Annotated in this window: 12 protein-coding genes; 1 reads left to right on the top strand and 11 read right to left on the bottom strand. The window is 38.1% G+C overall.

Features of this window, described 5'->3' with window-relative positions; all coding sequences use genetic code 11:
* Positions 1 to 99 precede the first annotated feature (99 nt).
* The 11 genes from G396_RS0104270 to G396_RS0104220 all read right to left on the bottom strand — a co-directional run bounded on the left by G396_RS0104270 (position 100) and on the right by G396_RS0104220 (position 12,593).
* Positions 100 to 951: an MBL fold metallo-hydrolase gene (locus tag G396_RS0104270; protein WP_006418904.1), complete on the bottom strand. Its 852-nt coding sequence runs from the start codon at positions 949 to 951 to the stop codon at positions 100 to 102.
* 77 nt (positions 952 to 1,028) lie between these two features.
* The gene (locus G396_RS0104265) at positions 1,029 to 2,939 is read right to left on the bottom strand and encodes a DUF2207 domain-containing protein (protein WP_162139961.1); all 1,911 of its coding nucleotides are present in this window, start codon (positions 2,937 to 2,939) and stop codon (positions 1,029 to 1,031) included.
* 220 nt (positions 2,940 to 3,159) lie between these two features.
* Complete coding sequence (gene yycI, locus G396_RS0104260; protein ID WP_006418865.1) at positions 3,160 to 4,008, bottom strand: two-component system regulatory protein YycI; 849 nt, start codon at positions 4,006 to 4,008, stop codon at positions 3,160 to 3,162.
* 2 nt (positions 4,009 to 4,010) lie between these two features.
* Positions 4,011 to 5,408 (bottom strand): hypothetical protein, encoded by a 1,398-nt coding sequence (locus G396_RS0104255; RefSeq protein WP_028125153.1) that lies wholly within the window; start codon positions 5,406 to 5,408, stop codon positions 4,011 to 4,013.
* Complete coding sequence (locus G396_RS0104250; protein WP_028125152.1) at positions 5,405 to 7,261, bottom strand: ATP-binding protein; 1,857 nt, start codon at positions 7,259 to 7,261, stop codon at positions 5,405 to 5,407. Before G396_RS0104250 ends, G396_RS0104255 begins: the two co-directional genes overlap by 4 nt.
* 2 nt (positions 7,262 to 7,263) lie before the next feature.
* Positions 7,264 to 7,968, bottom strand: coding sequence for a response regulator YycF (yycF, locus tag G396_RS0104245; protein ID WP_006418916.1), 705 nt, complete (start codon positions 7,966 to 7,968; stop codon positions 7,264 to 7,266).
* A gap of 178 nt (positions 7,969 to 8,146) precedes the next feature.
* On the bottom strand, positions 8,147 to 9,523 hold the full coding sequence (locus tag G396_RS0104240; protein WP_028125151.1) for a L,D-transpeptidase family protein: 1,377 nt from the start codon (positions 9,521 to 9,523) through the stop codon (positions 8,147 to 8,149).
* 96 nt (positions 9,524 to 9,619) lie between these two features.
* Positions 9,620 to 10,135 (bottom strand): HAD hydrolase family protein, encoded by a 516-nt coding sequence (locus tag G396_RS11915; protein WP_028125150.1) that lies wholly within the window; start codon positions 10,133 to 10,135, stop codon positions 9,620 to 9,622.
* An 11-nt stretch (positions 10,136 to 10,146) separates the two neighbouring features.
* Complete coding sequence (locus G396_RS11910; protein WP_028125149.1) at positions 10,147 to 10,443, bottom strand: HAD hydrolase family protein; 297 nt, start codon at positions 10,441 to 10,443, stop codon at positions 10,147 to 10,149.
* Entirely contained in the window at positions 10,430 to 11,116 is a 687-nt protein-coding gene (locus G396_RS0104225; protein ID WP_028125148.1) for an O-methyltransferase, read from the bottom strand. Before G396_RS0104225 ends, G396_RS11910 begins: the two co-directional genes overlap by 14 nt.
* 79 nt (positions 11,117 to 11,195) lie before the next feature.
* On the bottom strand, positions 11,196 to 12,593 hold the full coding sequence (locus G396_RS0104220) for a hemolysin family protein (protein ID WP_028125147.1): 1,398 nt from the start codon (positions 12,591 to 12,593) through the stop codon (positions 11,196 to 11,198).
* A gap of 220 nt (positions 12,594 to 12,813) precedes the next feature.
* Between G396_RS0104220 and cbpA the strand changes: the two genes are divergently transcribed.
* Positions 12,814 to 13,446 (top strand): cyclic di-AMP binding protein CbpA, encoded by a 633-nt coding sequence (cbpA, locus tag G396_RS10120; protein WP_006418810.1) that lies wholly within the window; start codon positions 12,814 to 12,816, stop codon positions 13,444 to 13,446.
* The last annotated feature ends 264 nt before the right edge of the window (positions 13,447 to 13,710 follow it).

The raw sequence follows: 13,710 nt of genomic DNA, 5'->3' as shown, positions 1-13,710 counted from the left end.
TTAAATATAGATCTATTTTACCACGGAAAAGCCCTTTCACAAATATTTATAAAAAACTCGGGAGCGGGACAAAAAGTCCCGCTCCCATATACTGAAGTTCTATAAATATTTTAGTTCTGTCGCCATAGCTGGATCAGTCATATGCAATTTAATCTGACGTTTAATATCAAAATCATACTGTGTCAAGGTATCTTCCATGGCAGACAAGGCTAGAACCTTTGTATTATTATCTCGACTTAAGTGGCCCAGATAAATATCTTTAGTCTTTTCACCGATTAAATCTATCATGGCTAAGGCACCATCTTCATTCGATAAATGTCCTTTATCACTCAGGATGCGTTGTTTCAAGGACCAGGGATAGGGTCCATACCTCAGCATTTCAATTTCATGGTTGGATTCAATTAAATATGCATCGGCATTTTTCAGTAAGTCCCGAAGTCGTTGGCTAACATAACCTGTATCAGTCAACATAACAAACTGCTTTTTAGACCGTTGAAAGGCATAAAATTGTGGTTGAATTGCATCATGGCTTACATTGTAGGTTAAAACATCAATATCTCCAATGGTAATCATCTCTTCATTTTCAATATATTTAATGTTTTCTGGAGCAATTTTACCAATCATATTCGCCATCACCGACCAGGTTTTTCGGTTGGCATAGATAGGTAAGTTGTATTTACGTGACAAAACCCCAACCCCATGAATATGGTCTTTATGTTCATGGGTGACTAGGATGGCATCCACTTGGGCAAGTGACCGGTCAATTTGTTGAAAGAGACCTTCGATGCGTTTGCCACTTAGACCCGCATCCACCATCAAATGGGTTGTCGCCGACTCAATATAAGTACAATTACCTGAAGAACCAGAAGCTAAAATTGAAAAGCTTAAGTCAGATGGCCCTTGCTTAAAAGGACTATTAATATTTAAATTTAAGGTTTTTTCCAAAGACATCTAATCACTTTCTAAGTTGCTTAATTAAGGATACAGGATTAAGTTAGCTTATCATGCTAAGACTTAGTCTGCAAGTCTTAGAAGCCACCTGCTCCTGAGCCGCCCCCAAACCCACCTGAAGATCCGCCTGAGAAACCGCCCCCGAAACCGCCTGAATTGGATCCAGAATAGGAAGAAGGTTTAGGTGCTGCGGATACAATGTTTTCAGAGACAGAGTTACGTAGCATTTGATTAATATAAAAGGGATTGGAATAGAAGGTACCCGGCATAGATAGGTTTTCAAGCTCTTCTGCTCCATAGGTTTTATTCATGGCATCTATCACTTTATCCGCCACCCCCAAGGAAACTGCGTAGACCAAATATTCGTCCCACAATGGTAGAGATGCAACTTGGCGCATATCCATTTGCCCGACATCTTCTAACATATTAGCAAAACCTTGCCATTCTTTCGTCATTTTATCTTGTTGGGTCGTCATAGGTGGTTTCTTCCACACTAAGACCATGAGCACAATAAGGGCTAGAATATTTGCTAGATTCCAAATCATAATCGCTACCCATACTTGCCAACCCATTTGAGGCCAGAAAGACACGAGACTTAAGATAGTTGCAATTACAGTCATCACAATCCCTAGGACACATAGAGCGAATAAAGCATTAATGATTTTAGGTTTGGGACCGAAGAGACGTTCCCCTTTGACTGCTGCATTATTTTTAAACCGAGTCCAATAGGAATTTTGTTGTTTACGGTAAGACTTATGGTGAGAAATCCGTTCTGAAATATCTTCCAAAGTTTGGCTTTGACCTTCTTCAGGTGTTAAATAATCTAAAACATATTGTTCGTGTTTTTGTAAAAGGTCCCGACTCGGCGCTTGTGGATTCAGGGAAATCTCTAAGGTCTCATCTGTACCGAAATTTAAAAAGCCCCGTTTTTCTTTCTTAATTTCATTTAAATGAATATATTTTTTACGAGCTAGATCTAGTATCGTCGCAGAAAAATCATCACTATTCGGCTCAGGTCTTAGGACCGCCGCTGCCATAACAGCTGGACTCACATCATCTGGTAGAGAGTAGACATGGTCTGGCACATGCACGGGTTGAGGATTGGCTTTCTTACGTGCTCTGAAATAAAAGAAGTATAAAAAGACTGTCATTGGTAAGCCTAGTAAAGCAAAAACAGCTGCAATACTTAAAAGAATAAGTTGGTTTTTCTGGTGGGCCTTCCGGTCTGCTTCCACCTGAGCATTCTCCGTTTCAATAATGTTCTCTTTCTTATTTTCTGCCACAACATTGGTATTATTCGGCGTTAAAGATGTTGGGAAGATTGCGTGAACTTCGACAAATTGATTTGAGGGATTACTCGGTACTTCTACCTCAATATACGATTGGTTATTCTCTGTTTTAGGGTAGACTTGACCATTACTTGGGCCATGGCCCCAAGCCCGAAAGTCTTCTTTATTCGCTACTTTACCCGGTAAATTAATTCGTGCTGTGACATCTAACCTTTCATCAATAGCTGAACCAACAATTTTTTGATTAAATTCTGCTGTGTCATTGTAGTTGGTAATTACTCCGTCTAAGGTATATTCTAAAACCAATTTAACCTTTTGATCTTCAGTACGACGATAAACAGTGAAAGTCCCTTCTCGCCCGTTATCTACATAAGAGAAGGTATTATCCGTTTGATTATTAGACTCCTTTAGATAGTCAACCTGACCTGTTTCTGAATTGAGAATACCCACTTTATAATTGGTTAAGGTATGTCCACCGTAGTCCTTGTTCACACGCATACCATTAAAATAATTCACATCATAAGTATAAATTTCTTGGTAGTGTACATCGCCGGAAGCTTCAACATCAGCAACAATATCTAGCGCAGTGATATCAAAATCCACATCTTGGGCTTGAACTCTTGGTGCGAATACCAAGACCAGAAAAGTTAAGCTGAGAGCAAGCAACAATCTAAAAATCTTTTTTATTTTATTAGTCATACTTTTCCACATTCCCTTCCACTTACTTAAGCTTATTTTACCATGAAATAAAATTTTCCTAACTAATTTTGAGTCAGATTTAATAAATATTTTATTTATGAATTAGAAAAACTCCTAAAGCAGCCAACCTATATCGGTTTGTATGATGCTTGAACTACATGTTAAAGCAAAAACTGGGCTATTCTAGGAGTTTGTTATATTTTTAAATAAATGTATATAACTAATTGATCATAACTTGATTCCGATTCACTACCTGACCCCGTGTGGCGTCAACCATAATTGTCCGTAAGGTTCCGTCTGACCGACTATAAATAAATTCCCAACTAGGCGAATAAATATTATAATCCTTAAGGGCAGTATAGCGATAATAGGCTAAACGAGCCGTAATAATTTGAGAATTATCAGGAATTGCTGTTTCAATCCGACTTTCCAGAATTTCCATGGCTGCTTTTTCTGAAAGAGCCTGAACCTGGGTATCAAGTTGCTTCAAACCAGCTTGGTAGGTTTGCGTATAGGAAATAAGTTGATAGTTTTCATCTAGCAATAAACGTAAATCAGCTGTGCCATCAATTATTACATGACCTTCCTCATCCATCATCCTTAATATTATTAAACGCTCAGAAGGTATGTACCAATATGATTTATAAAGATCACCATTAATCACTAATTCAGGCCGTCTTAGGAAATTATCCAAGAGTAATTTAAACTGTTCATCAGATAAACCAGCTGTTTCTTGATTAATTCCCAAACCTAAGTCTAATGGTTGGTCAAAACTCGACGTTAACTGCCGATTACTATCCATGGTGGCCGTTTGATTTTGTAATTGTCCGATATTTTCAGCTAAATGATTAGAATTTTGCGTTTTTAGCAGCGGAAGTTGAATAGCTTCTTCACCTAAAGTTTCAAAACCAATATTTCTAGCTTCTAACTCATCTTCGACAGCTCTTTCTACCTGTTGGGTGGATTGATCTGTATCAGCCTCCACCCGAGTAAATAACATGTGGAGTAAGTAAAAATCAAACACGATGAAAAAGACAAGTAAGAGTACATTGATTCGTTTAAAATCCATGCCTATTCTTCCTCCTCATCTTGCATATTAGTCATGCGGTCTTGCCAAGTCGTGGCAAACTCTTCACTCTTAATGGCATCTAAACTATAGGTCTTATGGTCCAAAGTCAAGAACCACTTAGGTATTAATTTTACTTTTTTGAAATCTTCCATATCACTTTGCCACTCATAAGCAATTTCAATTTTTGAAAACTGATCCATATCATAACCATAATCCAAGAGCGTATCATAGATTTCCTGCCCCGTTTCTAATTGCTGGCTTTGGGATTGGTCGATGACATGGGCATAGAAATTTACTAAAGAACTTTGATAGCGATATATTTCACCTGAGGCATCATTTCTTAAATGAACAAAAGCCGCACCATAGTCTACCGAAGTTAAGGGACTATAGATTGCCATCCCATTCAAATAACGCCGATAGGTGGCAATACTATTATTAAAATCTTCAATCCTAAAATCATGGTTCCAAAATTCATAGCGTGAAATGGGCGCAAAGGAATTAAGTACTTGATCTTTTTTAGATACCCGCTCCCCTTGTGATATTCGGTTAATCACATAATCAAGTTTTTGTTGTTGACGGTTAATTTCTAATGTATATTGATAATTTTTATAAATACTCATATTACTGTTAGAGTCTGGCACAGAATAATCAGAGCCATCGCTAAACATTTTGCTGACATAAAGAGATTCTGGCAATAATTCAAGAGTATATTCTTGAGAATCTACTTTAGGCCCATCGACCGGTAAATAATGAAAGCCTTGCGCCCCTAAAAAACGGTGGACAGGAGTAAAATCTTGCTTTTCATCTCTAAATAAACTAGCCAATTCATCCGCCGATAATTCTGAATTTAATTCTGCTTGGACATAGCTTTTTTTATCTCCATCAATCAGATAAACAATTTGCTCTTCATTTTCATCTAAAGGAATTAAAACCTTGTTTATGGGGAAATCCTCATGCTTATCCCAATTCTTAATCCACTGATCATAAACAGAGAGAGGTAGGTTGGCAGAAAATTGTAACTCTAAATAATTCCCATTAAATAATTGGTTAAACTCTTCTGGACTTAAACTTTCTTCCTTATCTTGGACTTCTATCGCTTGATTATTTAAATAACCAAGTAAGGTTTTTAACTTGTCGTCTTGGTTTACCTTGTAGGCTTGATCATCCAGTCGCACAATTACATTTTTGAAAGTCAAAATATCGGTCAGCTTTAACTGGGTCGCCTGATAATATTCTTCATTCGAATGTGTAGCAATATTAGCATCAACTGTATTTTTTGATTGATCTCGTCCAATTAAAGTAGAAAAGCCAGTCACATCATAAAGTAAATAGTAAGAAAATAATAAAGAGACCAGAACAAAAAAGGCTAAAAAAAGGGTGATTATATTTCTTTCTTTCATTCAAACTCCTCCCATTCCCCTTCAAGTTCATCCATACTGGTAAACGGCAACTCGAAGCTAAAGGTAGAGCCTTCATCTTCAATCGATTCAACCCAGATTCGTCCACCATGGAGCTCCACAACTTCTTTAGAGATGGCTAAGCCTAAGCCTGAACCACCTTGCTCTCGTGAGCGCGCCTTATCCACCCGATAAAAACGTTCAAATAAATGCTCAGCATCGACTTGGGATATCCCCAACCCTTGGTCAGACACAGAAAAGATGACACTATCACGATTATCTTCGAGCCCAATGGTAATTTTGCCCCCATCGGGGGAATACTTAATCGCATTGTTAATTAAATTATCAATCACTTGAGTCATTCGGTCTTGGTCAATATCAACATAGATATCCCGGGGTGTATAATGTCGAACGATTTTATAATTTTTATCCCTCTGACCCGATTCAAGCGTAAACTCCATTCGATCAACAATATGATCAACCACGCGCTTAAAGTCCACTAAATCTTTTTGTAAAATAATTTGGCCCCCATCAATTTTAGATAAGTCTAGTAAGTTAGATACCATCCGAATCATCCGGTTACTTTCCAATTGAATTACTTCTAAGAAGGGTTGGGCCAATGAGGTATCTTGCAAAGCCCCATCCAGTAAGGCTTCACTATAGCTTTTAACGGAAGTCAGGGGCGTCCGCAACTCATGCGATACATTTGATACGAAATCACGCCGCTCTTGGTTGGTTTTCTCTTGTTCAGTTACGTCCGTTAGCACACAAACTAAGCCGGTAACAAAACCAGTGTCACGGCGGATCACAGAAAATTCGGCCTTTATAATTGTCTGAATATCTTTGATGGTCTTTTCAATTTTGACTTCATGATCTTCAAACATTAAATCATGCACAGAATAATCATCTGCTAAGTCTAATAGTTCTACGATTGATTTGCCTATAGCTTGCTCTTGGTAAATATTCAATAGATACAAAGCACGATCGTTAACTAAAGCAACGCGCCCCCGCCGGTCGGTCGAAATAACCCCGTCCCGCATATGCCGTAGAACCCCATCCAAACGTTGTTTTTCAGATTCAGTCGATTCTTGGGCATCTTTTACCTTATCCGCCAGTTCATTGATTGTCAGAGCCAACTCGCCCAATTCATCTTTGCCAAAGACATGAGCAGGATAGTCATAAACCCCTTCCGCAATGCGAATCGCTTGTTGGCGAATATTTTCGATGGGTCGGGTTAAGCCTTGCGATAGGAAGAAAGCAATCGTCATCGCAATCACAATGGCTAAAAGAACTGATTGTAAAAATAATTGAATAATATCCCGGGTCTGGGTCACAATATGTTCCATACTTGCTTCAATCACAATGGCGCCCAGAACTTGGGAATCATTGCTAATAATTGGCTTAACCAATTGATAAATAGGTTGGCGGGTATTTGAATCAATTTCCCCAGCAAAACTAGACCGGGACAGAAGCACTTCCTGAACCGCTGCATTATTATATTGGGCCCCGACTTGGGTTCGTTCGATATCTTGATCTGTGGCCAGAATTGTTTGGTTCGGATTTAAAACCCAAATCTTAGTAGGATTAGAGGATGAGAAAGTATCAATGGTTTGATCGAGGCGGAGGGTTAGGTCATCCTCCGATAGGTTTTCATCAGTCAAAATAGGAATTAAATTACTCGCCAAAAAATCCCCTTGCGTATTTATCTGTGACTTAAAAGAATTCACCGATTGGTTTTCTAATTTATCAATAAAGAAGACACCGATAAATTGAAAAGAAACCATCAAAATAAATAAGAATAGCAAGGGGATTTTAAAGTATATTGATTGAAAAATGTGAAATGTACGTCGTTTCATGCTTACTCCTGATCAGGGTTCTTTAAAAAATAACCGACGCCGCGACGGGTGACAATATAGGATGGATGACTCGGTTGATCTTCAATTTTTTCCCGTAACCGTCGAATTGTCACATCCACTGTTCGAACATCCCCAAAATAGTCATAACCCCAAACTGTTTCGAGTAAATGTTCTCGTGTCATGACTTGCCCAATATGTTTAGCTAAATAATGAAGTAATTCAAACTCACGGTGGGTCAATTCAATTTCTTGACCTCGTTTGGAAGCAATATAGGCTTCTTGATGCACTACCAAATCGCCAATCACAATATCGGAAGACTCTGTTTCAGAAGTATCTGAAGTTACGAGCGCATTGCGCCGTAAAGAGGCTTTGACCCGGGCTGCTAATTCTCGGTTAGAAAATGGTTTAGTCACATAATCATCCGCACCCAGTTCTAGCCCAACAACCTTATCAATCTCAGAATCCTTTGCGGTTAACATAATAATTGGTACCGCTGAATCTTTACGGATTTCCCGACAGACTTCAAGCCCTGTTTTCTTAGGTAGCATAAGGTCTAATAAGACTAAATCAGGATTTTCTTTTTCAAATTGTTCGAGTGCTTCTTCACCATCAAAAGCAGTGACTATATCGTAGCCTTCATTTTTTAACGTATAAGTAATAATATCAGAAATTGGTTTTTCATCATCTACCACTAAAATCTTATGCATTTCGTTCACTCCTTACTAGAGTTTATCTTTTTATATACTCGGCTTCTTGTCTATTCTATCATAAAAGCGGTCAACAAGCATTATTTGCTTAAATTTCAACTTCTAGTTTTATAAGAAGGGAGCGGAACAGAAGCGTGAAAATCTCCGATTTCCTAACTTCTGTCCCGCTCTCAATTAACTAAAATACAATAACCGGTGTACCCACTTCAACAATTTCAAATACTTGACCCATGACATCTGGCGGAGTATTGATACAACCTAAAGATCCATTATTTAAATAAGTGTCACCACCAAAGGAAGATTGCCATGACGCATCATGAATTCCTTGGCCGGTGGTATCAAATGGCATCCAATAAGCCACTGGTTGAGCGTAATCTCTTTGCGTATGAGAATTATATCCCTTTAAGACAGCATCTTTTTGCTTGTCCCAAACACTATAAGCACCTGGTATCGTATCAGTACCGACACGGCCCGTTACAATTGGAGTTTCCAAGACAATTTGACCGTCTTTATAAATAAACATGGTTTGATTAGCCATATCAATTTCGACATAAGTTGAGCCGATATCGTCACCCGTGCTACCGTAGCCAGTTCCAACAATAGCAGGTTCACGACTAACATCTTTACCTGCTTCTAAGTCAGCCGCCAATTGGGCAGCTTCCGATTCGCTATCAATTGACCACCCTAAAGTGCCCGGTAAAACGTCCACTTCACCTTGTAAGGTAGACTTGAACTTACGGGTTTTATCAAAGGTAGCATATTTGTCATTTAAAGTTTTAACATATTCTTGTAAGGTCGCTTGGTCATAAACAATTTCATTTGCATCATTAAAATTAATCGCCTTTAGAATTTCTTCTTTCGGCACTTCAACCTTGTCTCCAACAATTTCTAGAGTTATCTTGGTCGATGCCGCCTTATCAATCGCTGCCATGGTTTCTTCTATTTTTTTATCATTACCGTTAGCGTTTGGCTTAATATAGGCCTCTTTAACATCTACACTTGATTTACCTGTTTTAATATTATCGAGAATTAATTGAGATAAACTATCCACATCAAACTGGTTTCCCATTTCTGCCGGCACAACATGATAGCCATCCGCCTCTGTATATTCGATGCTAGCCTCTTTAGTAGGAGTTCGGTCTTCATTAGTAATATCTAATTTTGCCAAGGCGTCTCCTAGTTGACTCTTATCAACCTTCACTTCTTTTGTCACTTGATTATCAAATTTTGTAGTTGAAAAATAATAAGTCACCCATGCATTTGGGTTTTGTGAATTAAAGACTTGTTTAAGACCATCTTCTAAATCAAAACTAGGCTTTAAATCAGACAATTTAATCGTACCTAATTGCTTACCATTTTCATTAATTGTGACCTGACGATTATTAACTTCTTTTTTAATTTTCTCTTGGGCTTGGGCCAGGCTCAAATTTGACACATCTATTGAACCAAATTTTGTGTTCGCCTGAAATTTATCGGCATAATAACCAATACCAGCACCGTATCCTACAACTAATAGGAGCACGAGGCCGACAAGAGATAGGACTAGCTTCTTCATTGTTTACCACCTTTATCTTTATAAATTCTCTCATTCAAATCTGAATGATAACATGAAAGTGTGAATTTTATGTTAATTATGCTTAACTTTTTGCCGTTACTTATCTAATAATTCATAAATAGCTTGGGCTACACCCCCGGCTTCATTCGAAGCCACCACCTTATCTGCTAAGGCTAGAATTTGTGGATGAGATTGTCCCATAGCCACCGACAGACCTACTTCCGCTAACATCTCATAGTCATTTAATTGGTCGCCGACTGCCATAACCTCTTCTAATTGTATCCCTAAAGTCCGGCAAAGTTTCGCCAAACCCTGGGCCTTATTGATACCAGGTAAGCAAAATTCTAAGATACTTGCTTGACTCCGGATTAGGTTAACCACAGAAAAATTTATCTGCTCTGCTTGAGCTTGAACTTGATCCAAGACCGCTGACTCTCCAAGTAAAATACACTTATTCAAATCATCTTGACTGATAAAATGATCAACTGGTAAGAAACTTAAATCTGAAAAAGTGATGCGCGCTTCTGCTTCCATCATAGCAGACGGCGTCTCTTTACCAACTAGATAGAGTCCATCATAAGATATGGCCGCTAACTCTAAGCCTTGATCCAAAAAAGGAGCTACTAAAGACCAAATACTTTCTTTTCTTGAATCTTTAGGTAGTTATCAACTAGGAGGTCTTTTTGAGGCCATTTTATTATATTCGTCCCATTATTGATGATTAAATATGCTGGTGCTTGCCCAAAAACCTGATCAGCATAGGGAATTACACCGTTTAAAGGGCGTCCCGTGCACAAGACCACTTGATACCCTTCAGACTGAGCAGTGGCCACTGCCTGTAAGTTAATGTCTGGAATATGTTTCTGGTCATCCAGTAAGGTACCGTCTAAATCGAGGGCAATTAATTTAAATTTTCCCATCTAATTTCCTTTCATTACGTATCATCATCAAGCCATCCCCTAGGGGCAAAAGACATGTTCTTAAGCTTGAATCAGGCAAAACTGTCTCAAAGAGTTCGTTTAATTTACGATGAATTTTACGGACTCGTTTAGGAATTTGACTTTCATCATCAAAGACCGTCCCACCTTGGAAGACATCATCGATTAAAAGAATGCCACCAGGCTTTAAAAGCCGTAAACACTCTGGCAAGAAGTCTACATACTTGGCTTTAGCTGAATCCATAAAAATCAAATCATAATCGCCACTTAAAGTTGGCAAGATATCCTGGGCATCTCCCTCTAGGAGGGTGATTTGATCTTGTAAATTCATTTTAACAAAATTTTCTTTCGCACGCTCAAACATTTTAGGATAACGGTCAATTGTAGTTAAGTGTCCTCCCCCATCAAGGTGCTGGGCCATCAAAGAAGCAGAAAAACCAATCGCAGTCCCGATTTCTAGAATAGACTGGGGTTGAAGACTTGCACACAGAAAATCAATAAACTTAGCCGATTCATGGGGAATCACCGGAATCCCACGTTCGTTAGCATAGGCTTCTATTTCTCCTAAGGCACCTGCAAAAGAGCTTTGATTGTGGCGCATAAAATCAAGGACTTTATCCATGACAATGGGCCGGTGCATCATTTCATTTAACATATTTACTTCCTCCATAATAAAGGAACAGACCAGTAAGAAGTCTTTCAATTGTCTTCTTAAGGTCTGTTCAAAAGTATTCTTATTCTTCTGAATCGTCAATCAATTCTTCCAAGCTTTCTTTAAACTTAGCTTGTTCTTCCGGCGAACTTAAATCATATTCAACCTCTAGGTCATGGTTTGCATCACGGACTAACTGGATGCCCCGTATCCGACCATTTTCAATCGCAGAAGTGGTTAAAACATATTGACCCGCCCGTAAATGAATCTGTTCATCATCATCTGGCACATAACCAATATGATAAATGATAAGACCAGCAAGGGTATCAACTTCTTCAGCTTCTAATTCAAGGTCAAAATATTGATTGAATTTTTCAATGGCAATCCCACCATTAATATAGAAATAGTTATCATCCATCTTGGTAATATCTTCATTGGTATCCACATCGGATTCATCCTCAATTTCACCTACAATTTCTTCCAAGATATCTTCAAGGGTAACGATTCCTTCTACCCCACCATATTCATCAAATAAAATAGCCAAGTGGGTTTGGATGCGGCGAAATTCAATTAATAAATCATCAATAAACATGGTTGAAGGAACCACTAGAGGCTCCGTCATAATCTCTTTAATATCAATATTATCAAAGCCTTGTTTTTGAGCAGCTTTAACAATATTCTTTAAGTGAATAATCCCAATGACATTATCCTTATCATCTTGATAAACTGGAATTCGTGAATAAGGGCTATTTAAAATCGTATCTAAATTCTCATGATAGTCATCTTCAATATCAATCATTAAGGTATCTGTCCGTGGTACCATAATTTCACGAGCCAATTTATTATCTAAGGAAAGAACCCCTTGTAACATGGTAAATTCGGTCAAGTCAATGGAGCCTTCTTTACGAGACTCTTGTAAAATAACTTTCATTTCATCTCGGGTAAATTTCTCTTCCGTTTTAGAAAATTCAATCGGAGTAATCTTTTGTAAGAGGCCGGTCGATAAAGATAAGAGCTTGACAAAGGGTTTGAAAAAAACCTTGATTAAGCCGACTGGTCCTGCCGTTGCCATAGCAATTCGTTCTGGCATTTGTAAGGCAATTTGTTTAGGAAATAACTCACCTAAAACTAAGGTTAAATAAGATAAAATTAAGGTTACAATCACAACAGCTAGGGTTTGTGCTCCTGGCACAGCCGATAGGTATGGCGCCAAACGATCTGCAAACGAAGTTGCAGCGGATGCTGAAGATAAGAAACCAGCTAAAGTTATGGCTACCTGAATCGTGGCTAAGAAATCATCAGAATTTTCTAGTAAAGCTAAGACCTTTTTTGCTTTTTTATTACCTTCATCAGCTAGTTGCATGAGCTTAGTTTGATTTACCGACACAAAAGCTAATTCTGATGCCGCAAAGACAGCGTTAATCGCTGTAAGAATAAAAACTGTTAATAATTGTGTCCACAAGGACCCCGAGGAACCCATTAATTTTCTCTCCTTTATTATAAAAAATATTTATCACTTCATACTATATTATTTTAAGCCATAAAATGCAATCTTTTCTTGATACGACCCTCCTTTCACCTTGAAATAAACTAAGAAATAAAACAATTGATTAAAATACAATGAGGAAGCCTTGTTATTTTTCTAAGGCTTTGTTACAATATGCTACTGAAATCACATAAAATTTTAAAGGAGGGATGACATGATTGAATCACTATTAATTCCTAAAGAGGACATCACAACTATTCCCGAATCACTAAATTGTCGAGATGCACTGATGATTCTAGAGGATACTGACCAACGCTGTGCCCCAGTCGTGGATGCAAGTAATAGTTTATTTCGGGGGAATATTTATAAATATCATATCTACAAATACGCCTTTCACCATCCTCAGGAAGACTTAGGTCAAGTATCGGTCACTAACCTACTGAAAAACTCATCACGAATTGTCCATATTCAAGATTCCCTCCATACCCTCTTGTTTACCATCCGCGATCTTCCCTATATACCCGTTCTAGACCAAAATCACCACTTTGTTGGCGTAGTTTACCACGGAGATTTTACTAGTTATCTTTCTAAAGCTTGGGAAGGTCAATCTCCCTATGTTATTCGCGTAGAACTGAGTGATATTATCCGAGACTTACACCGGATTTTAAAGATTACTCATCGCTACTTAACCTATTCTTCTTTACTAACCTTTAAAGCAACCCCTTTAAATCCACATCCCTTTGTTATGATTACCTTGGATAAAGCAACTGATCCAATTAAAATTAATACCTTAGTATCTGTATTAAACCGCAAAGGATATCTTGCCAAATCACTTAAAACCTATTAATTACCTAAAAAGGAGCTGGACTTTTTGTCCAGCTCCTTTTTGATTTTTAGTATATTTAAATTTAATCGCAGTGGTGTGCTGTATTTCTTTATTGAATGAAGTTGAACTCATATCTTTGTTCAACTATTGGAGCACTTACTGGGGCGCATGGAGGTGAAACAACTTAGCGCCCCAGTAGTTGAGCGAAAGTATGAGCTCAACTACATTTATCCAAATACTCTAGCAAGCGAAAATCATAGATTTTCTGCTCCTTGCTCGCTCCCT

Origin of the sequence: Eremococcus coleocola DSM 15696 (assembly GCF_000428865.1) — a bacterium.
Lineage (GTDB): Bacteria > Bacillota > Bacilli > Lactobacillales > Aerococcaceae > Eremococcus > Eremococcus coleocola.
The sequence above is the reverse complement of the archived record's forward strand: the minus strand, read 5'-3'. Positions and strand labels throughout refer to the sequence as shown.